Here is a 20,295-nt window from a genome sequence, read left to right on the forward strand (position 1 = left end):
CGGCGGCGGCCGGTTCAGTCACGGGGGTCGTGCGGGTCGAGCCCGCACAGCGGGAAGACCGTCTTGCGGGTCGCCGCGATGGCCCGGTCCACCGCGGTCGGCTCGCCGGTCGGCTGCCACGGCTCGTACGCGGGGTCGACGTCGTCGGTCATCCGCAGCGGCACCTGCCGACCGGGACGGCGCGCGGTGGCCAGTTCCCGCCAGGCCGGCGGGGTCAGCGTGGCCGGCTCGACCGGCGCGCCGGTGGCGATCGCCAGCAGGTGGGTCCACGCCCGGGGCACCACCTCGACCAGCGCGTACCCACCGCCGCCGGTGGCCACCCAGCGGCCCTCGCAGAGCTCGTCGGCGAGCGCCCGCAGGGCCAGGTAGGTGGCCCGCTGCCCGTCCACGGACAGGTGCAGGTCGGCCAGCGGGTCGAGCCGGTGCCCGTCCGCGCCGCACTGGGTGACCAGCAGCTGCGGCCGGAACGCGCGCAGCACCGAGGGCACGATCGCGTGGAACGCCCGTTGCCAGCCGGCGTCGTCGACGCCCGGCGGCAGGGGCACGTTGACCGCGGTCCCCACCGCCTCCGGGCCGCCGGTCTCGTCGGGGAATCCGGTGCCGGGGAAGAGCGCGAGCGGGGTCTCGTGCAGGCTGACCGTGAGCACCCGCGGGTCGTCCCAGAAGATCTGCTGCACCCCGTCGCCGTGGTGCACGTCCACGTCCACGTACGCGATCCGCTCGGCGCCCAGGTCGAGCAGGCGGGCGATGGCCACCGCGGGGTCGTTGTAGACGCAGAAGCCGGCGGCCCGGGCCGGCATCGCGTGGTGCAGCCCACCGGCCACGTTGACCGCGCGGCGGGCCTCGCCCCGCCAGACCGCCTCGGCGGCGGCCACGCTCGCGCCGGCGACCAGCGCGCTGGACTCGTGTATCCCCGGGAAGACCGGATTGTCCGAGGTGCCCAGCCCGAACCCCGCGAAGAGCGGGTCGCTCGGCGCCGCCCGCACCGCCTCCACGTAGCGCGGGTCGTGCACCCGGGTCAGCAGCGCGTCGTCGGCCGGTTCCGGCTTGACCAGCCGCACCCCGGGGCGTTGCAGGACGCCCAGCTCACGGGCGAGCGCGATGGTCAGCTCGACCCGGACCGGGTCCAGCGGGTGGTCACCCATGTCGTAGGCGAGCAGCGACTCGTCCCACACCACCACTGTCTCGTCGGACATGGCCTCATCGTCGCACGAGGACCGGCGCGCCCCCGTCGCACGCGCTGCTCACGCGCCGGGTGTCGCCCCGGTGGCCACCGGACGGGCCGGGTCGGCCATCCAGTTGCTCCACGAGCCGACGTAGAGCGCCGCGTCCGGCCGGCCGGCCAGGTGCAGGGCGAGCACCGCCTGCGCCGCGGTCACCCCGGAGCCGCAGTACGCCCCGACCGGGCGGTCCGCGCCGACGCCCGCGGCGGCGAACCGCTCGCGCAGCGCGTCGGCGGCCGGGAACCGCCCGTCCGGGCCGACGTACTCCGGGGCGGGCAGGTTCGCCGCGCCCGGCACGTGCCCGGCCACCGGGTCGATCGGCTCCGTCTCGCCCCGGTAGCGGGGCGCGGCCCGCACGTCCAGCAGCACGCCGTCACCGGCGGCGAGCCGGGCCGCCGCGCCCGCGTCGAGCACCGGCAGCTCGCCCGGCCGGACGGTGACGTCGCCGGGGGGCGGGGCGGGCGCCTCGGTCGAGACGGGCTGCCCCGCCGCCGCCCAGGCCGGGAAGCCGCCGTGCAGCAGCCGCACCTCGCGGTGGCCGGCCCAGCGCAGCGTCCACCAGGCCCGCGCGGCGGCCATGCCGTCGCCGCTGTCGTACACCACCACGGAATGGCCGGTGCGGACGCCGGCGGCCCGCAGCGCCGCCTGCAACGCGGCCGGGTCGGGCAGCGGGTGCCGGCCGGCGGCGCCGGGCGGCCCGCAGAGGTCGGTGTCCAGATCGACGAAGACCGCGCCGGGCAGGTGCCCGGCCGCGTAGTCGTCCCGGCCGGGCGGGCCGGCGAGCCGCCAGCGGACGTCCAGCAGGGTGGGCGGGTCGGCGCGGTCGAGCTCGGCGGCGAGCCGGTCGGGTTCGACCAGAAGATCGTCGGTACCGGACATGGCGTCCAGTGAACACCATCCGGGCAGCCGTCACACGGTTCGGCGGCGGTCAATCGTCGGAGGTCCGGGGTAGCATCGAGCACCGGAGGGCCGCTGACGATATGAAGTCTCACGACCTGGTCGACACGACCGAGATGTACCTGCGCACCATCCTCGAGCTCGAGGAGGAGGGGGTGCCGCCGCTGCGCGCCCGGATCGCCGAACGGCTGCGGCAGAGCGGCCCGACCGTCAGCCAGACCGTCGCCCGGATGGAGCGCGACGGCCTGCTCACGGTCGAGGGCGACCGGCACCTGGCGCTCACCGCACAGGGCCGGGCCACCGCGGTCTCGGTGATGCGCAAGCACCGGCTGGCCGAGCTGCTGCTGGTCAACGTGATCGGGATGCCCTACGAGGAGGCCCACGACGAGGCCTGCCGGTGGGAGCACGTGATGAGCGACGCGGTCGAGAAGCGGGTCTACGACCTGCTCAACCGGCCCACCCGCTCGCCCTACGGCAACCCCATCCCGGGGCTGGAGGAGCTGGGCTCCCCCGAGCCGCAGGCCACCGAGCCGGCCGAGGGTGAGCGCAACCTGGCGTTCCCCGGCCTGACCGGGCCGGTGGTGGTGCGGCGGATCTGCGAGAGCGTGCAGACCAACGCCGACGTGCTGCGCCAGCTGCACGCCGCCGGCGTCGACCCGGGCGCCACGGTGACCGTGGCGCAGGAACGCGACGGGGTCTCCATCGACCGCGACGGCGGCCGGATCCGGCTGCCCCGCGAGGTCGCCTCGCGGGTCTTCGTCGCGGCCGGCTGACGGGCCCACTCCCCGGCCGTTGCCGGCGGGTGCGCCCTGGGCCGCCGGGCTTCGCCCGCCCGTGGCGGCGGCACCGCCGTCGGTCACAGGGCCCGGGTGTCGACCTTTTTGGCAAGCGCGACCAGCCCGTCGACGAGGTCGTCGACCGCACCCCGGTCGGTGCCCCTCGGGCTGGTCCAGCGCAGGGTGGCCAGCCGCCCCCCGCCGGCCAGCCAGCCCACCTCCGCCACCGGGCCGTGACCGTCGGCGGCGGCGCTGGTCCGCCGGTACGCCTTCTGGCCGAGCCCGGAGACCTTGGCCGCCTTCTCCGGCACCACATCCTCGGTGAACGTGGCCGCGTCGATCGACGTCTTGCTGACGGTGAGCGTCAACTCGGGCAGGCTCGCCGTTCCGGAACGCACCACGCAGGTGTGACTGTCGCCGCGCGCACTGGCCGCCGCCACGTCGAAGCGGACCTGCGCGTGCTCCTCGATCACCGCGAAGTCGAGCAGCCGGCACGCCCCGCCGGACGAGGCCGCCGGCACGTCGATCGAGATCGGCGCCGGGGGCGGCACCGCCACCGGTTCCGCCTCGGCGGCGCAGCCCGCCACCAGCAGCACGGCCACGCCGGCGACCACGCTCCGCCCGTGCACGATTACTCCTCCGATGTCCGACCCGACGTGCCCGCCGGACACCGTACGGGCTCGCCCGTCCGGGCGGAAGCCCTCAATCGTCCAGGTACGGGCAGTGCCGGCAGCCGCGGCCGCAGCAGGTGCCACGGCGGGCCAGGAAACCGGCGCTGAGCACGAAGAGACCGGTGGCCGGGTCGAGGTAGCCGGCCTCACCGGCGGCCAGCGCGGCGGCGTGCGCGGCGAGGATCCGGTCCCGGTCGGGGTGCTCGGGCGGCAACCGGGACGGGTGCGGCTCGGTCAGCGGCCGGGCCGCCAACGGTCGTCGCTCTCCGGTCACCGGGGCAGTCTAGAGACGCCGTCAGCCGTGCCGGGCCAGGGCGGCGGCGATGGTGTCCCGGCCCGCACCCGCCGCGAGCAGCAGCCGGAGCAGCACCTTCGCCTTGTACGGGTCGAGCAGCCCGCCGTCCAGCAGCCCGCGCCGCCGCAGGTCGGTCTCCGAACCGACCGCCCCGTAGGTGTTCCGGAGCACCGAACCGGCCCCGGAGCGCGAGGTGAGCACCACCGGGATCCGCTCGGCCAGGGCGCCGAGCGCCGGGGCGAGCGTGGCGGGGACGTGCCCGACGCCGAAGCCCGCGACGACCAGCCCGTGGTGGGTGCCGGCGACACCGTCGAGGAGCAGCCCGTCGTCGTCCAGGGCCACCGTGTGCAGGGCGACCCGGGTGGCGTCCAGCCGGGCCGGGTCGACCGGTGGCAGCGGCGCCGGCCGCTCCGGTCGGACCAGCAGGCGTACCCGCCCCTCGATCACGTGCCCGAGCGGGCCGGTGTTCGGCGAGGCGAAGGTGGCCGTGCTGGTGCTGTGCGTCTTGCGTACCCAGCGGGCGGCGTGCACCTCGTCGTTGACGGCGACCAGCACGCCCAGGCCCCGGGCCGCCGGCGCGGCCGCCACCCGGGCCGCGGCCAGCAGGTTCGCTGGCCCGTCCGGGCCGGCCAGGGTCGGGTTGCGCATGGCGCCGGTGAAGACCAGCGGCGCGTCGTGCGGCCAGACCAGGTCGGCCAGGAACGCCGTCTCCTCCAGCGTGTCGGTGCCCTGGGTGACCACCACGCCGGTGGCGCCGGCGGTCACCGCTCGGCCGGCGGCGTCGACCACGTCGAGCAGCTGGCGGTACGTCAGGTGGGCGCTGGGCACCGCGAGGGCGTCCCGCACGTCCAGCGGCGGGTCGAGGTCGGCGAGCCCGGGCACGGCGGCGGTGAGATCCGCTCCGGTCAGCCGGGCGACCACCCCGGGCCGGCCGGGGTCCACCCCGCCCATCGCGATCGTGCCGCCGAGGGTGAACAGGGCGATGGACACGTGCGGACCTCCCGTCAGCGCCGCGGCTCTGCGGCCCACCGACCGTACCGGCCCGGCCGGAAATGGCTGGCACGGGCCGGGGCGGGCGGGCAGGCTGGCGCGATGCCCGACAGCGAGGACAGCACGTGACGCAGCAACTGGTGCCGCCTGCCGAGGCGGCCACCGCCGCACCGCTCTGGCGCAGCCGGGACTTCGGTCTGCTGTGGGGCGGCCAGACGGTCGCCGAACTCGGCACCCGGATCTCCGGCGTGGCGGTGCCGCTGCTCGCCGCGGGCACTCTCGGCGCCAGCGTCTTCCAGGTCTCCCTGCTGACCTTCCTCGCCTGGCTGCCGTACCTGCTCTTCTCGCTGCCGGCGGGGATCCTCGCCGACCGGGTCGACCAGCGCCGGCTGATGATCGCCTGCGACCTGGGCCGGGCGGCGCTGCTGCTATCGGTGCCGGTGGTCGCCCTGGTCGGGCAGCTCACCCTGGCCTTCCTGTACGCCGTGGTCGGCCTCTCCGGCGTGCTCACCGTGTTCTTCACGGTGGCGTACAAGAGCCTGCTGCCGCAGCTGGTGCCGGCCGAGCAGTTGCTGGACGGCAACGCGAAGCTCACCATCAGCCAGGACTCCGCCGAACTGGTCGGCCCGACGATCGGCGGCGTCCTGGTCGGGCTGGTCGGCGCCGCGAAGACCTTCCTGGCCACCGGCTCGACCTTCCTGCTCAGCGCGGTGACGCTGCTGCTGGTCCGGCACCGCCCCGCGGCCCGTCCGCCGGGCGAGCGGCGTCCGCTGCGCGCGGAACTCACCGGCGGCCTCGGCTTCATCCGCCGCCAGCGGATCCTGGTGGCGATCCTGGCCTGCACCACCACGTCGAACTTCTTCGTGATGGCGTCCGGCTCCATCGAGGTGGTCTTCATGCTGCGAGAGCTGCACGCCTCGCCGACGCTGGTCGGGCTGGTCTTCTCGGTCAGCGCGGTGGGCGGGCTGGTGGTCGGCGCGCTCGCCGCCCGGCTGACCGCCTGGCTCGGGTCCGCCCGGGTGATCTGGGTGGCGATGGCGGCCCCCGGCCCGCTCTACCTGCTCATGCCGCTCGCGCAGCCGGGCTGGGGGGTGCTGCTCTACGGGGTGGGCCTGGCCGCGTTCTCCGCCAACGCGGTGCTGTTCAACGTGGCGGCGATGACCTACCGGCAGCGGATCACCCCGCCCGAGCTGCTCGGCCGGGTCAACGCGGCGTTCCTCTGGATCTGCTTTCGGGGTAATCCCGCTCGGCGCGCTGGTCGGCGGCACCCTGGGCAGCCAGCTCGGGCTGCGGCCGGCGCTGTGGATCTGCGTCCTCGGCACCTGGAGCGCGTCGCTGTTCGTGGTCTGCTCGCCGCTGCGCCGGATGCGCGACGTGCCGGCGGCTGTCGCACCGGTCGGGAATGCTGTGAGCTGACCGGCAGCCGATCGCGAAGGAGCACCGACGATGCGGAAGATCATCGTGCACATGAGCGTGTCGCTGGACGGGTTCTTCGAGGGCCCGGACGGCGACCTCAGCTGGCACATGGTCGACGACGAGCTGCACCGCCACTTCAACGCCGAACTGCGCACCATGGGCGCGTTCCTCGACGGGCGGCGGACCTACGAGCTGATGGCCGCGTTCTGGCCGACCGCCGACCAGGATCCGGCGAGCAGCGAGCCGATGAAGGAGTTCGCCGGCATCTGGCGCGACATCCCGAAAATCGTCTACTCGCGCACGCTGGAGCGCGCCGAGTGGAACACCACGGTGGTCCGGGAGGTCGTCCCGGAGGAGGTGCGACGGCTCCAGGCCGAGCCGGGCGGCGACCTGACGCTCGGCGGGGCGGACCTCATCGCCACCTTCCTGCGGCACGACCTGATCGACGAGTGGCGGATCTACGTCCACCCGGTCATCCTCGGCGGGGGCCGGCAGCTCTTCCCGGCCTCGGGCGACCGGCGCCCGTTGCGGCTGGTCGGCACCCGCACCTTCGGCAACGGCGTGGTGCTGCTCTGCCACGAGCGGGCACGGGACTGAGCCGCCGGTCGGATCGTCGCGCGCCCCTTCCCCCGGTCAGACGCCGGGGCCGCCGGTCTCGGTGAGGACCCGGGTGAGCAGGTCGACGAACGGGCCGGGACGCTCGAACAGCGACCGGTGCCCGACGCCGTCGAGCACCACCCGCTCCTTGCGGGGCGCCTGGAGCTGGGCGTACCACTCCTCGAGCAGGGCGAGCCGGCCGGGCACCTCGTGGGCGCCGTCGACCAGCCAGACCGGCACCTGGAGCTGGCGCACGTCCCGACGCAGGTCGACGCCCTGCACCTTCGGGTAGAGCACGTCCCAGCCGTCGAACATCCCGCTGAGCGCGTGCGCCTGCTCCAGCAGGGTGTACTCCGGCACGTCGAGGTTCTCCACGGTCCCGCCGCGACCCTCGCCGGCACCGGTGCGGTCGTAATCGAAGGCGCCCACCTCGTTGGCGAGCAGCGGCTCGTAGTCGTACATGCCGGCGTACGGCGGCGGGCCGAGGTCGGTCAGCCGCTTCGCCAGGTCGGCGCGCCCGGTGCGGCGGGCCCAGGCCAGCGTGTCGTCGTACTGGCTGCGGTCGGCGGCGCGCAGGTCGACCGCCTGGCCGACCCCGACGTACGCCTGGAACAGCTCGGGGCGGCGCTGCACGGCGGTGACCCCGACCAGCGAGCCGCCGGAGTGTGCCATCAGGTAGACCTTGCCCTTGCCGAAGCGCAGCCGCAGGTGCTCGGTGACGGCGAGCGCGTCGGCCACCTCGCTCTCCAGCGTGAGCGACGACGAGGGCGCGAAGGCGCCCCACGACTTCGCCCCGCCCCGCCGGTCCAGGGTGGCCACCACGAACCGCTGTTCCAGGCCGGCGAGGTGCCGGCGCACCGACCCGATCTCCGAGCTGCCTGGCGCCCCGGGCAGGAAGAGCAGGACCGGCGCGGCAGGGTTGGCGCCGCGCAGCATCAACCCGAGGGTCCGCTCGCCGGTGTCCACGGTGGTCAGCTCGGCGATGCCACCGTCGATCCGGTCTGTCCGGGCCGGCACCGCGACGGCCGCCGCGACCAGCAGGAGCAGCACGGACAGCAGGCCGGCGGCGCCCCGCCCCAGCCACGTCCAGACCGGCCGCCGGGCGGCGGCGGGCCGCGCGCGTCGCGCGAAGCCGGCCCCGTACGCCGCGCCGACCAGCAGCGGCAGCACGGTCAGCAGGCCGTGCAGGCCCCGACCGAGGAGCAGGGCGGCGAGCCCGAAGCCGCTGGCGTGCGGGGCGTCCACGGTGAGCCCGCGCAGGTCGAGGCGGACCAGCTCCACCGCCACCGCGAAGAGCACCGGCGCGCCGAGCATCGCCCAGCGCGACCGGCTCAGCCAGCCGGCCGCCAACCCCACCGCGAGGCTGACGACGATCGACGTCAGGGCTTCCGCGTTCGTGCCCGGCCCGCGGGGTGTCCACCAGCCGACCGCCAGCCCCCACACCACCGGGAGCAGGACCGCGCCGGCCAGGCGCGGGCTGGGACGCGGGATCGAGGGCTTCGGCATGGCACCTCACCGGAGTCGTCGGGCCCTCAGCGTAGTGAAGATCGATCTCACCCGCTGCCCCATCCGGGTCACGGACGGCAACGCTCCACCCTGGATCCGATCACCCGAACCAGGTCATCACCTGCCCGTGCGAGCGGGTCCAGGCGAGCGGCTTCCGATCGAGCGACAGCACGTTGTACAGCGCCTCGTCCGGCGGCTCCGGCAACGCGTCGTAGGGCAGCACGTCCGGGGCCTCGTTCGCGATCCAGTGGCCGGGCAGCCCGCGTACCACCTCGGCGAAGGCCGCCCGGCGCGGCGCCGGCACCTGGTAGAGCACGGAGGTGTGGAAGACCACCAGTGTCGCGCCGGCCGGCGCCCGCGCGGCCAGTGCGGGCAGGTCGTCCACCAGGTCGCCGCGGGCGAGCAGCGGCGGGTCGGCCGCCGCGACGGCCGCGGCGGCCCGCAGCCGGGCGCGGCGATGCGTCTGCTCCGGCCAGATGAGGGCGTCGAGCCAGGCGACGTCGGCCGAATCGGTCACCCGCAGCGGGTTCAGATCCAGGCCGCCCCGCCACACCACCTCGGGTAGCCGGTCCGGCGGCACCGTGCCGGTGAGCGCGCAGTCGAGGACCGGATCGCCCGTGCCGAGCCGGTGGTCGCCATAGCGGTAGGCGTACCGGTCGGGGTAGAGGCAGAGCCCGGCGGAGGCACCGACCTCCAGCAGCGCGAGCGGCTGCGGCAGCGCGGCAAGCACCGGCAGCAGGACGGCGCACCGCCCGGGCTCGTTCGTCTGGACGGCCCGGGTGCGCAGCTCCGCCTCGATCGCCGGCCAGTTCGCCAGCGTGAAGTCGCGGAACGCGGCCGGGTCGTCGACCGGTCCGCCGAGCAGCCGGACGACGCCGAAGAGCAGGTTCGGCTGCCGCTTGCCGGGCGGGAGCGTGTCGACGAGGGCGAGCAGCTCGTCGTCCCGGGAGACGGCGAGGGACAGGCGCTCGTACGTGGGCGAGACGCCGCGCGCCTCGCGGGTGCCGAACTCGACGTAGCTCTCGGCGATCGTCATCTCCCGATGATCGCGCGCCTTTGACCGGACGGACAGCCGGCACCAGATGCGGGATGTGGGGCTGTCCCGTGACGCTGATGCCGCCACATTCCGCATCCTGCGGACAGCGATGAGCCCCGGGCGTGGGAACGCCCGGGGCTCATCACGGTCGTACGTCAGCTGCAGCCGCTGGTGGAGCCGCAGCCCTCGCAGACGTAGCAGCTACCGGCGGGGCGCATCTTCGTACCGCAGGTGAAGCAAAGCGGCGCGTCGGCGGCCTTGCCGATCACGGCCTCCAGCAGTTCGGTGCTGGAACCCACCGACGGCGCCGGCTTGGCGGCGGCGACCTCGGCGGTCTCCTTGGCCGGCTGGGCGACCGGGCCGGTCTTCGGCTCCTCCGGCCTGGTCTCGACCGGGGCGGAGGCGGCCATCGCGGTGAGGTCCGCACCGTTCGCCTCCGCCTCCGCCTCGGCCCGCAGCTGGGCGGCCCGCTCCTTGGCGGTGAAGATGCCCAGCTCCGCGCGTCGCTCGTACGGCAGGAAGTCCAGCGCCAGCCGACGGAAGATGTAGTCCATCACCGAGGCGGCCATCCGCACGTCCGGGTCGTCGGTCATGCCGGCCGGCTCGAAGCGCATGTTGGTGAACTTGCTGACGTACGTCTCCAGCGGCACGCCGTACTGAAGACCGATGGAGATGGCCACCGAGAAGGCGTCCATCACGCCGGCGAGGGTCGAGCCCTGCTTCGACATCTTGAGGAAGACCTCGCCGAGGCCGTCGTCCGGGTAGGACGACGCGGTGAGGTAGCCCTCGGCGCCGCCGACGGAGAAGCTGACCGTCTCCGACGGGCGCTTCTTCGGCAGCCGCTTGCGCACCGGGCGGTACTCGACGACCTTCTCGACCACCTTCTCGACCTCGGCGGGGGCGACCTCGGTGGCCTTGTTGGACTTGGCCACCGAGAGCGGCTGGCCGACCTTGCAGTTGTCCCGGTAGATCGCCAGCGCCTTGAGGCCGAGCTTCCAGCCCTCGAAGTAGATCTTCTCGACGTCCTCGACGGTGGCCGCCTCCGGCATGTTGACCGTCTTGGAGATGGCGCCGGAGACGAACGGCTGGATGGCCGCCATCATCCGCACGTGACCCATCGGGGCGATCGTCCGCTCACCCATGGCGCAGTCGAAGACCGCGTAGTGCTCCGGCTTGAGGCCGGGGGCGTCCACCACGTGGCCGTGGTCGGCGATGTGCTCGACGATCGCCTCGACCTGCTCCTCGGGGTAGCCGAGGCTGCGCAGGGCGCGCGGCACGGTCTGGTTGACGATCTGCATCGAGCCGCCGCCGACCAGCTTCTTGAACTTGACCAGCGCCAGGTCCGGCTCCACACCGGTGGTGTCGCAGTCCATCATGAAGCCGATGGTGCCGGTCGGCGCGAGCACACTCGCCTGCGAGTTGCGCCAGCCGTTCTTGTCGCCGACCTTGTTGCCCAGGGTCCACTGCTTCGTGGCCTCCCGCTGGATCGCGGTGGCCACGGTACCGGCCGGCTTGATCTCGTCGTTGGCCGCGGCGTGCTTGCGCATGACCCGCTTGTGCGGCTCGGCGTTGCGGGCGTAGCCGTCGTACGGGCCGACGACGCCGGCCAGCTCCGCCGAGCGGCGGTAGGCGGTGCCGGTCATCAGCGAGGTGATCGCGGCGGCGACCGAGCGGCCCTGGTCCGAGTCGTACGGCAGGCCGGAGGCCATCAGCAGGGCGCCGAGGTTGGCGTAGCCGATGCCGAGCTGCCGGTAGGCGCGGCTGGTCTCGCCGATCTTCTCGGTGGGGAAGTCGGCGAAGCAGATCGAGATGTCCATCGCGGTGATGACCAGCTCGACCGACTTGACGAACTTCTCCACCTCGAAGCCGCCGTCGGCGCGGAGGAACTTCATCAGGTTGAGTGAGGCCAGGTTGCACGAGGAGTTGTCCAGGTGCAGGTACTCCGAGCACGGGTTCGACGCGGTGATCCGCCCGGTCTCCGGGCAGGTGTGCCAGTCGTTGATGGTGTCGTCGTACTGCAGGCCGGGGTCGGCGCACTCCCAGGCGGCCTGGGAGATGGTGCGGAACAGCTTCTTGGCGTCGATGGTGTTGATCACCGAGCCGTCCAGCCGGCCGCGCAGGTCGAAGCTGCCGCCGTTCTCCACCGCGGCCATGAACTCGTCGGAGACCCGGACCGAGTTGTTGGCGTTCTGGTACTGCACGCTGACGATGTCGGCGCCGCCGAGGTCCATGTCGAACCCGGCGTCGCGCAGCGCGCGGATCTTGTCCTCCTCGCGCGCCTTGGTGACCACGAACTCCTCGATGTCCGGGTGGTCCACGTCGAGGATGACCATCTTGGCGGCGCGCCGGGTGGCGCCGCCGGACTTGATGGTGCCGGCGGAGGCGTCGGCGCCGCGCATGAAGCTCACCGGGCCGGAGGCGGTGCCGCCGGAGGAGAGCAGCTCCTTGGAGGAGCGGATCCGGGAGAGGTTCACCCCGGAGCCGGAGCCGCCCTTGAAGATCAGCCCCTCCTCCTTGTACCAGTCGAGGATCGAGTCCATCGAGTCGTCGACTGCCAGGATGAAGCAGGCGCTGACCTGCTGCGGCGACGGCGTGCCGACGTTGAACCAGACCGGCGAGTTGAAGCTGAACACCTGGTGCAGCAGCATCCAGGTCAGCTCGTGGGCGAACACCTCGGCGTCGGCCGGGCTGGCGAAGTAGCCGTACTCCTCACCGGCGGTGCGGTAGGTGGTCACCACCCGGTCGATCAGCTGCTTGAGCGACCACTCGCGCTCCGGGGTCCCCACCGCGCCCCGGAAGTACTTGGTGGTCACGATGTTGGCCGCGTTGACGCTCCAGCTCTCCGGGAACTCCACCCCGCGCTGCTCGAAGTTGATCGAGCCGTCCCGCCAGTTCGTCATGACGACGTCCCGGCGCTCCCAGGTGACCTCGTCGTACGGGTGGACCCCCTCCGTCGTCCAGACCCGCTCGACCTTCAGTCCCGTGCCCGCCTTGCTTCGTGAACGGCTCGTTGTCACGCCGTCGCCCCCCTCGTCTGCGCGGTCACCCACCGCGCGTCCAATCTCTTTGAAAACTGTGAAGAATCAGCTGGTACGGCCGGCGGCCTCGACCGCGTCGGCCCCGCCGCTCTCCCGGGCGCGGGCCGCGGCCCGCAACGTCTCGATCTCGCGCTCGAAGTCGGCGAGCGAGTCGAAGGACCGGTAGACGCTGGCGAACCGGAGGTAGGCGATCTCGTCCAGGTCCCGCAGCGGGCCCAGGATGGCCAGCCCCACCTCGTGGCTGGGGATCTCGGCGGCCCCCTTGGCCCGGACGGTCTCCTCGACCCGCTGCGCCAGCAGCGCGAGCGAGTCGTCGTCGACCGGCCGGCCCTGGCACGCCTTGCGCACCCCGCCGATGATCTTCGTGCGACTGAACGGCTCGGTCACCCCGCTGCGCTTGACGACCGCGAGGACCGCCTCCTCCACCGTGGTGAACCGCTTGCCGCACTCCGGGCAGGACCGCCGCCGGCGGATCAACTGACCGTCGTCGGCCTCCCGCGAGTCGACCACCCGGGAGTCGGCGTGCCGGCAGTACGGACAGCGCATCGCCCGACCTCCTTCGTCGATCGCGGGTCACCGGCGCACTCCGGGCACGCCGGACCACGGCGGAGCCATCGTCCGATGGCCGTCGCCGTGCCGACGGTACGGGAGTGCGGTCGGTAGTTGAACCCAACCTATAGGCAACTTACGCCCGTGTGACTACTACATCTAGGGGTCGACCGTATGCCGCCGAGGAACGGAGGTCAAGTTGAGCGGCGTGTCCGGCGCGTCACCGGCAAACCGCACAGAACCACCTTCCCGAGGCCCACCGGAAGCCCAACCGAGCGGGGCCGGCGGCGGTTACCGCCCGGCCGGACGGTACCGCACCGACGATCCGGCAGGATCGAACACCCGTTCGACCCGACGTACCATTTATCAGAACGGGCGTACGAGCGTCCGGCTTTTCCGCGCCGACACGCCGAGGCGAGGTCGTACAGATGTTTGAAAATGACCGATCTCACCTATACGGTCAGGAACAACCGGTCGCGGCATCCGCCGTACCGGCCGGCACAGAGACACCGCACGCACCACGAGCCGCCAAGGCACCCAGCGCCGACCAGGGAGGACGGACGTGACCGAGGACCGGGCCAGCCGGCCCAAGAGCCCGCAACAGATCACCGAGGCGGGCCCGCCGGCCACCCGACGCCGGGCCGCCACGCGCGCTCGGGCCGCCGGGCAGCCCGCCGTGCGCCCGGTCGCCCCGGTGGTCAGCGCATTCCCCGACCCGACGACGGTCGACCTGACCGCGCGGCAGCGCCGCATCCTGGAGTTCATCCGCACCTGGGTGGACCGGCACGGCTACCCGCCCAGCGTGCGCGAGATCGGCGAGGCGGTCGGCCTGGTCTCCCCGTCCAGCGTCGCCTACCAGCTCAAGGAGCTGGAGAAGAAGGGCTTCCTGCGCCGCGACCCGAACCGTCCGCGCGCGGTGGACGTCCGGGCACCCGGCGACGCCGTCGACGACGAGCTGACCCGCTCGCAGCGTCCCACCCCGGCGTACGTGCCGATGCTGGGCCGGATCGCCGCCGGTGGGCCGATCCTGGCCGAGCAGGCGGTGGAGGACGTCTTCCCGCTCCCCCGCGAGTTGGTGGGTGAGGGCGAGGTCTTCATGCTCCAGGTCAAGGGCGACTCGATGCTCGACGCGGCGATCTGCGACGGCGACTGGGTGGTCGTGCGGCAGCAGCCGAACGCCGAATCCGGTGACATCGTCGCGGCCATGCTCGACGGCGAGGCGACCGTCAAGACCTACCGGCGGCGCGACGGCCACGTCTGGCTGATGCCGCAGAACCCGGCCTTCGACCCGATCCCGGGCGACGACGCGACCATCATGGGCCGGGTCGTCGCGGTGCTGCGCCGGATCTGACCCGCGTCCCTCCGGGTGGCCGCCGACCAGCGGTCACCCGGGACGGGTGTCAGTACCGGTCGCCCCGGTAGCTCCGGCCGGGCGCCTGGCCGTACGACCCACGGCCGTCGTCGAAGCCGCCGTCCCGGCGACGCCCCGCTCGCGGCCCCCGGGGATCCGGGTCCGGCCCGCCACGGCGCGGCGGCTCGGCCCGGCCGCCGCCGTACACGCCACCACCGGCGGGCTGACCGCCGTACACGCCGCCACCGGCCGGGCGGCCACCGTTGGGGCGGCCGCCGCCGTAGACGCCGCCACCGCCGTCGGCCGGGCGGCCACCGCCGTAGACGCCACCGCCACCGCCACCGCCGGCCGGACGGCCACCGCCGTAGACGCCGCCACCGGCCGGCGCACCGCCCCGGCCACCGCCGTAGACCCCGCCATCGGCCGCTCCCCCGTAGCCGCCGCCGCGCGGGGCGTCGGGCTCGGGGAAACCGTCGTCCGGCCGGACCCGCCGGTCGTCGAGGAGGTCGTCGTCGGAGTCCCGGCCGTCCGCGTCGTCACCGGGTCGCCCGGCGGAGCGCCGCCGGGCCCGGAGGATGCCGACGATGCCGGCGCCGACCAGCAGCGCGCCGACCGCGCCCACCGCCGCGATGAGGTAGGTGATGTCCTGCAGCGAGAGCGCGTCGAACCAGGACTGCCCAGCCTTCTTCTGCTCGCCGCCGCCCTCGCCGGACACCGGCTTCGCGCCCTCGGTGGAGGGGGTGTAGGCGAGGATCTCGAGCGGCTCGCCCTCCTCCATCTGTCCGCCGTCGGAGACGGTGAGGAAGGTCTTGCCGTCCGGGGTGTAGGCGATCGCCTCGCCGAACGGGTCGGCCAGCGCGGTCACCTTGGGCGTGCCCTTGGTCAGCGCGGCCAGCACGTCACCGTTCTGCACGTCGTACTCGAAGGCGTCGGCGTACGTGCGCAGCACCACCCGGGTGCCGTCCGGCGATCGGGCGGCGCCGGTGATCGCGACCCGGCCGAAGACACTCATCCGGTTGTCGGTGTCGGTCTTCGGCAGGGCGATCTCGCCGACCTTCTCCATCGGCACCGGCTCGGTGTCGCCGTTCTTCTTGAGCGCCGCCGTCGGACGGAAGATCTGCGCCTTGCCGTTCGGCACCTTCGTGATGATCAACGGTCTGCCGTCGCCCCCGATCAGCAGCGCCTCGGCGTCGTGCGGCTTCTTCTCCGGATAGGTGAGTCGGTGCAGCACCGGCTGCTTGGCACCGGTCACCGGCATCGTCCAGACCGCCACCCGCTCGCGGCGCACCTCGGCGGTGACGTTGTCGCCGGTGTCGGCGATCCAGAGCGTCTTGGCGTTCGGCGAGAGCGCCAGGTCCTCGGTGTCGAACGGGCCGCCACCCGAGTAACCGACAACCTTGGCGACCTTGCACTTGCTGTCGAGGAAGAAGATCCGCTTGCGGCTCTCGACATCGGTGCCATCGTTGATCACGATGTAGCCGCTCCGGGTGGCCACCAGGCCGGACAGCTCGCGCAGCCGCTCGTCGGCGATGGTGCACCGCTTCTTGCCCGGGGCGGCGGACGGCAGCGAGGCGGCGGCGGGCGCCGCCAGGGCGACTCCGCCGGACGCCACGGTGACCCCGAGCAGACCGAGGGCAACCATGATCGACGAGACAGCGCGGCGCATGGGGCCAAGTGTCGCATGCCCCACGTTTCCGCCGGGTGACGCCGGGACGCCTCACCGGGCCCCGGCGACCACCTGGTCCTCCGCCGCCCGGAACGGCGCCAGCTCGGCGGCGAGGCTCTCGCCCACCCGGACGTGCAGCAACGTGCCCTCCGGCAGGTGCGCGGTGCTGAGCACCTCACCCTGCCGGTGCACCCGGGCGACCAGGTCGCCCCGGTCGTACGGGAGCACCGCCCGGACCTCCACCGCGGGGCGGGGCAGTCGCGCCTCGACCGCCTCGCGCAGCCCGTCGATGCCGCGCCCGTTGTGCGCGGAGACGAAGATCGCCTCCGGCCAGAGCCGCTTCAACCGCAGCAGCGTCTCCTCGTCGGCCGCGTCGGTCTTGTTGACCACCAGCAGCTCCGGCAGCCGGTCGGCGCCCACCTCGGCGAGCACCTCGCGGACGGCCCGGACCTGCTCCTCCGGATCCGGGTGGGTGCCGTCGACCACGTGCACCACCAGATCGGCGTCGGCGACCTCCTCCAGCGTCGAGCGGAACGCCTCGACGATCTGGTGCGGCAGGTGCCGGACGAAGCCCACGGTGTCGGAGAAGGTGTAGAGCCGCCCGTCGGCGGCGGTGGCCCGGCGGGTGGTCGGGTCGAGGGTGGCGAAGAGCGCGTTCTCGACCAGCACGCCCGCCCCGGTCAGCCGGTTGAGCAGGCTCGACTTGCCGGCGTTGGTGTAGCCGGCGATGGCCACCGCGGGGACGGCGTTGCGGGCCCGACGGGCCCGCTTGGTCTGGCGTACCGTCTTCATGCCCTTGATCTCCCGGCGCAGCCGGGCGATCCGGTGCCGGATCCGCCGCCGGTCGGTCTCGAGCTTGGTCTCACCCGGACCGCGCAGGCCCACGCCGCCGCCGGCCCCGCCGCCGCGGCCGCTACCACCGGTCTGCCGGGACAGCGTCTCGCCCCAACCGCGCAGGCGGGGCAGCAGGTATTCCAGCTGGGCCAGCTCGACCTGAGCCTTACCTTCCTTGCTCTTGGCGTGCTGGGCGAAGATGTCGAGGATCAGCGCCGTCCGGTCGACCACCTTGACCTTGGTGCGCTGCTCCAGGTTGCGCAGCTGGGACGGGGACAGCTCACCGTCGCAGATCACCGTGTCGGCGCCGCTGGCCAGGACCATCGAGCCGAGGTCGTCGACCTTGCCGCGACCGATGTAGGTGGCCGGGTCGGGCCGGTTGCGCCGCTGGATCAGCCCCTCGAGCACCTGCGAACCGGCGGTCTCGGCCAGCGCGGCCAGCTCGGCGAGGGAGTTCTCGGCGTCACTCTGCGTACCCTCGGTCCAGACGCCGACCAGGACGACCCGCTCCAGCCGGAGCTGGCGGTATTCGACCTCGGTGATGTCGGTGAGCTCGGTGGAGAGGCCGGGGACCCGCCGCAGCGCCTGCCGCTCCGACAGCTCGAACTCACCGGTGGTGGCGTCGAGCTCGTCGTCGTCGAGGGGAACGTAGGTCTCCTGCTCTCGCAAACTGATCTCCTGTCCGTTCTGTCAGGTACCGAGCAATCCTGACATGTGGCAACGCCGGACGCACCTGGTATATGCCCGGGTGCGGCCCCGCGTACCCGCCGGTGTGTGCGGCCCGGCCGCAGCGTGCGCTACCTGGCAGTAGCCGGGGGCGAGTGCCAGCCGACCTCGGTGGGCGGGTAGAAATGCGGGGCGACACCCGTTCAGTGCTGACGGAGGGACACCCGTGGCCATCACCCGACTTCCGAGTGCGGGGTTCTCGATCACGATCCGGATCGCCGTGCCGGCCGACGCCTCGTCGATCGGCCGGTTGACGACCTCCGTCGGGGAGGCCGGGGCCATCGTCACCGCGCTGGACGTCGTCGACTCCGACCCGACCCACGTGATCGTCGACCTCACCTGTGACACCGCCGACGCCAGCCACGCCGACCAGGTGGTCGAGGCGCTGACCGCGCTCGACGGCGTGGACGTGCGCAAGGTGTCCGACCGCACCTTCCTGCTGCACCTGGGCGGCAAGATCGAGGTGAGCTCGAAGGTCGCGCTGCGGAACCGCGACGAGCTGTCCCGGGCGTACACGCCCGGGGTGGCCCGGGTCTGCATGGCGATCGCCGAGAACCCGGCCGACGCCCGCCGGCTGACCATCAAGCGGAACACCGTGGCCGTGGTCAGCGACGGCTCCGCGGTGCTGGGCCTGGGCAACCTCGGCCCGGCCGCGTCGCTGCCGGTGATGGAGGGCAAGGCCGCGCTCTTCAAGCGCTTCGGCGGGGTGGACGCCTGGCCGGTGGTGCTGGACACCCAGGACACCGACGAGATCGTGCAGATCGTCAAGGCCATCGCGCCGGCGTACGGCGGGATCAATCTGGAGGACATCGCCGCGCCGCGCTGCTTCGAGATCGAGGCCCGGCTGCGCGAGGCGCTGGACATCCCGGTCTTCCACGACGACCAGCACGGCACCGCGATCTGCGTGCTGGCCGCGCTGACCAACGCGCTGCGGGTGGTGGGCAAGCAGCTCTCGGACGTCCGGGTGGTGGTCTCCGGGGCAGGCGCGGCGGGCACCGCGATCATGAAGCTGCTGCTGCGCCAGGGCGTGGGCGACATCATCGCGTACGACCGGCAGGGCGCCCTGCACCGCGGCCTGGCCGGGCTCAACCCCGCCTGGCAGTGGCTGGCCGAGCACACCAACAAGGAGAACTACGCCGGGGACCTGCCCGGGGCGATCCGTGGCGCGGACGTCTTCATCGGGGTGAGCGCGCCCAACCTGCTCACCGGCGAGGACATCGCCGCCATGGCCAAGGACGCGATCGTCTTCGCGCTGGCCAACCCGGACCCGGAGGTGGACCCCCGGGAGGCGCGCAAGCACGCCGCCGTGGTCGCCACCGGCCGCTCCGACCAGCCGAACCAGATCAACAACGTGCTCGCCTTCCCCGGCGTCTTCCGCGGCATGCTCGACGCGCACGCCGAGGAGTTCACCGAGGAGATGGCGCTCGCCGCCGCCCAGGCGATCGCCGACGTGGTCGGCGAGGACAAGATCAACCCGACGGTGATCGTGCCGAGCGTCTTCGACTCGCGGGTCGCCCCGGCGGTGGCCGCGGCCGTCCGCGCCGCCGCGCAGAACCCGGCGCCCGCCCCGGCCGCCGACCCCGGCCCCGCCGACCTCCCCGAGATCGCCGCCGAAGCCTCCGCCACCCCCTGACGGCGGCGGGGTCCGCCGACGCCCGCCCGCCTGGAGCCGGCGTGCCGCGGCGCTGGCACCGCCGGCGCGACGGTCAGGGGTACCAGGTTGCGGATCCGTTGCTCTGCGTCAACCCACGCAACAGCGCGACGTCCGGTAATCGGACAGGCGGTACTGCGTCCGTTGAAGCAGAGCAAAGGGCGTGGTGGGGCGTCCGTCAGGGCAGGGTGACCGGGACACGCACCGGCTCGGCCGGCCGTCAGGCGGACATGGTCAAAGCGGTGGGCGCGATCTCGCCGGTGGCGACGAGGACGGCCGGGCCGGCGAGCCAGCAGGAGTCCTCGGTGACGGTGACCGAGAGGCGGCCGCCGAGGACGTCCACCGTCACCACGCCGGTGTCCCGGCCGGCGTCGCGCAGGGCCACCGCGGCCACCGCGCAGGCGCCGGTGCCGCAGGAGAGCGTCTCGGCGGAACCGCGCTCGTACACCCGCATCAGCACGTGCCCGTCGGCGCCGTCGACCGGGTCGCCGGGGGCGGTGAACTCCACATTCGCGCCGTTCGGGAAGGCCGCCGGGTCGACCTCGGGCGCCCGGGTGAGGTCCAGCCCGGCCAGGTCCAGCCCGGCCGGCAGCGCACAGACCAGGTGCGGGTTGCCCACGTCCACCGAGGTGCCGGGCAGGGTCAGCCCGCCCAGCGTGGCGGCCGACCCGTCGTACAGCCGGGGGCGGCGCATCTCGACGGCGACGGTGTCCCCGGTCACCCGCGCCCGTACGACGCCGGCCCGGGTGGCCACCGGCAGCGTCCCGTCGGCCGGGTCGGCCAGCCCGGCGGCGACCAGGAACCGGACGAACACCCGTGCCCCGTTGCCGCACATCTCGGCGAACGACCCGTCGGCGTTCCAGTAGTCCATGAACCACTCGGCGTCGCCGGCCTGGCCCGCGGCCTCGGGGTGCTTGGCGGACCGGACCACCCGCAGCACGCCGTCCGCGCCGAGCCCGCGCCGGCGGTCGCAGAGCGCGGCGACCAGCCCCGGTGTCAGCTCCAGCCGCCCGTCCGGGTCGGGCAGGATCACGAAGTCGTTGCCGGTGCCGTGCCCCTTGGTGAACTCCACG

At 73.5% G+C, this 20,295-nt stretch carries 16 protein-coding genes and 1 pseudogene; 5 read left to right on the forward strand and 12 right to left on the reverse strand.

Features of this window, described 5'->3' with window-relative positions; genetic code table 11:
• Positions 1–14: 14 nt before the first annotated feature.
• The gene (locus ACVCAH_RS08460) at positions 15–1,196 is read right to left on the reverse strand and encodes an acetoin utilization protein AcuC (RefSeq protein ID WP_447135485.1); all 1,182 of its coding nucleotides are present in this window, start codon (positions 1,194–1,196) and stop codon (positions 15–17) included.
• A gap of 48 nt (positions 1,197–1,244) precedes the next feature.
• A complete protein-coding gene (locus ACVCAH_RS08465) occupies positions 1,245–2,102 on the reverse strand; it encodes a sulfurtransferase (protein ID WP_447135486.1) in 858 nt (285 codons plus the stop codon).
• Between the two features lie 101 nt (positions 2,103–2,203).
• On the opposite strand from ACVCAH_RS08465, the gene ACVCAH_RS08470 reads away from it, so the two are divergent.
• Entirely contained in the window at positions 2,204–2,893 is a 690-nt protein-coding gene (locus ACVCAH_RS08470; RefSeq protein WP_447135487.1) for a metal-dependent transcriptional regulator, read from the forward strand.
• Positions 2,894–2,976: 83 nt separating this feature from the next.
• On the opposite strand, the gene ACVCAH_RS08475 is transcribed toward ACVCAH_RS08470, so the two are convergent.
• The 3 genes from ACVCAH_RS08475 to ACVCAH_RS08485 all read right to left on the reverse strand — a co-directional run bounded on the left by ACVCAH_RS08475 (position 2,977) and on the right by ACVCAH_RS08485 (position 4,870).
• A complete protein-coding gene (locus ACVCAH_RS08475) occupies positions 2,977–3,525 on the reverse strand; it encodes a hypothetical protein (RefSeq protein ID WP_447135488.1) in 549 nt (182 codons plus the stop codon).
• Positions 3,526–3,598: 73 nt separating this feature from the next.
• Positions 3,599–3,841 carry a DUF5522 domain-containing protein gene (locus ACVCAH_RS08480; RefSeq protein ID WP_447135489.1) on the reverse strand — a complete coding sequence of 81 codons (243 nt, stop codon included), beginning with the start codon at positions 3,839–3,841 and terminating at the stop codon, positions 3,599–3,601.
• Between the two features lie 21 nt (positions 3,842–3,862).
• Positions 3,863–4,870 (reverse strand): asparaginase, encoded by a 1,008-nt coding sequence (locus tag ACVCAH_RS08485; protein ID WP_447135613.1) that lies wholly within the window; start codon positions 4,868–4,870, stop codon positions 3,863–3,865.
• A gap of 44 nt (positions 4,871–4,914) precedes the next feature.
• On the opposite strand from ACVCAH_RS08485, the pseudogene ACVCAH_RS08490 reads away from it, so the two are divergent.
• Positions 4,915–6,012 (forward strand): annotated as a pseudogene (locus tag ACVCAH_RS08490) (MFS transporter); the annotation flags it as partial.
• A gap of 286 nt (positions 6,013–6,298) precedes the next feature.
• Positions 6,299–6,865: a dihydrofolate reductase family protein gene (locus tag ACVCAH_RS08495; RefSeq protein ID WP_447135490.1), complete on the forward strand. Its 567-nt coding sequence runs from the start codon at positions 6,299–6,301 to the stop codon at positions 6,863–6,865.
• Positions 6,866–6,901: 36 nt separating this feature from the next.
• Here ACVCAH_RS08495 and ACVCAH_RS08500 read toward each other — a convergent pair whose 3' ends face one another.
• The 4 genes from ACVCAH_RS08500 to nrdR form a co-directional block, all read right to left on the reverse strand.
• Entirely contained in the window at positions 6,902–8,371 is a 1,470-nt protein-coding gene (locus tag ACVCAH_RS08500) for an alpha/beta fold hydrolase (RefSeq protein ID WP_447135491.1), read from the reverse strand.
• A 100-nt stretch (positions 8,372–8,471) separates the two neighbouring features.
• Positions 8,472–9,407: a DUF2332 domain-containing protein gene (locus tag ACVCAH_RS08505; protein WP_447135492.1), complete on the reverse strand. Its 936-nt coding sequence runs from the start codon at positions 9,405–9,407 to the stop codon at positions 8,472–8,474.
• 155 nt (positions 9,408–9,562) lie between these two features.
• Positions 9,563–12,457, reverse strand: coding sequence for a vitamin B12-dependent ribonucleotide reductase (locus tag ACVCAH_RS08510; RefSeq protein WP_447135493.1), 2,895 nt, complete (start codon positions 12,455–12,457; stop codon positions 9,563–9,565).
• A gap of 33 nt (positions 12,458–12,490) precedes the next feature.
• A complete protein-coding gene (nrdR, locus tag ACVCAH_RS08515) occupies positions 12,491–12,991 on the reverse strand; it encodes a transcriptional regulator NrdR (protein WP_447135494.1) in 501 nt (166 codons plus the stop codon).
• Positions 12,992–13,556: 565 nt separating this feature from the next.
• Between nrdR and lexA the strand changes: the two genes are divergently transcribed.
• Entirely contained in the window at positions 13,557–14,345 is a 789-nt protein-coding gene (gene lexA / locus ACVCAH_RS08520; RefSeq protein WP_447135495.1) for a transcriptional repressor LexA, read from the forward strand.
• A gap of 49 nt (positions 14,346–14,394) precedes the next feature.
• Here lexA and ACVCAH_RS08525 read toward each other — a convergent pair whose 3' ends face one another.
• Both ACVCAH_RS08525 and hflX read right to left on the reverse strand, forming a co-directional pair.
• The gene (locus tag ACVCAH_RS08525) at positions 14,395–16,011 is read right to left on the reverse strand and encodes a hypothetical protein (protein ID WP_447135496.1); all 1,617 of its coding nucleotides are present in this window, start codon (positions 16,009–16,011) and stop codon (positions 14,395–14,397) included.
• Positions 16,012–16,062: 51 nt separating this feature from the next.
• Positions 16,063–17,514 carry a GTPase HflX gene (gene hflX / locus ACVCAH_RS08530; RefSeq protein ID WP_447135497.1) on the reverse strand — a complete coding sequence of 484 codons (1,452 nt, stop codon included), beginning with the start codon at positions 17,512–17,514 and terminating at the stop codon, positions 16,063–16,065.
• Positions 17,515–17,737: 223 nt separating this feature from the next.
• Here hflX and ACVCAH_RS08535 point away from each other — a divergent pair, with 223 nt between their 5' ends.
• Positions 17,738–19,204, forward strand: coding sequence for a malic enzyme-like NAD(P)-binding protein (locus tag ACVCAH_RS08535; RefSeq protein WP_447135498.1), 1,467 nt, complete (start codon positions 17,738–17,740; stop codon positions 19,202–19,204).
• Between the two features lie 238 nt (positions 19,205–19,442).
• Here ACVCAH_RS08535 and dapF read toward each other — a convergent pair whose 3' ends face one another.
• Positions 19,443–20,294, reverse strand: a complete 852-nt coding sequence (gene dapF, locus ACVCAH_RS08540; RefSeq protein ID WP_447135499.1) for a diaminopimelate epimerase — start codon at positions 20,292–20,294, stop codon at positions 19,443–19,445.
• Between the last annotated feature and the right edge of the window lies 1 nt (position 20,295).

This window comes from Micromonospora sp. LZ34 (assembly GCF_052981855.1).

Coding starts and splice junctions, on each gene's coding strand:
- ACVCAH_RS08500 (WP_447135491.1), bottom strand. CDS start 8,371: ATGCCGAAGCCCTCGATCCCGCGTCCCAGCCCGCGCCTGGCCGGCGCG.
- ACVCAH_RS08505 (WP_447135492.1), bottom strand. CDS start 9,407: ATGACGATCGCCGAGAGCTACGTCGAGTTCGGCACCCGCGAGGCGCGC.
- ACVCAH_RS08495 (WP_447135490.1), top strand. CDS start 6,299: ATGCGGAAGATCATCGTGCACATGAGCGTGTCGCTGGACGGGTTCTTC.
- ACVCAH_RS08460 (WP_447135485.1), bottom strand. CDS start 1,196: ATGTCCGACGAGACAGTGGTGGTGTGGGACGAGTCGCTGCTCGCCTAC.
- nrdR (WP_447135494.1), bottom strand. CDS start 12,991: ATGCGCTGTCCGTACTGCCGGCACGCCGACTCCCGGGTGGTCGACTCG.
- ACVCAH_RS08470 (WP_447135487.1), top strand. CDS start 2,204: ATGAAGTCTCACGACCTGGTCGACACGACCGAGATGTACCTGCGCACC.
- ACVCAH_RS08465 (WP_447135486.1), bottom strand. CDS start 2,102: ATGTCCGGTACCGACGATCTTCTGGTCGAACCCGACCGGCTCGCCGCC.
- ACVCAH_RS08525 (WP_447135496.1), bottom strand. CDS start 16,011: ATGCGCCGCGCTGTCTCGTCGATCATGGTTGCCCTCGGTCTGCTCGGG.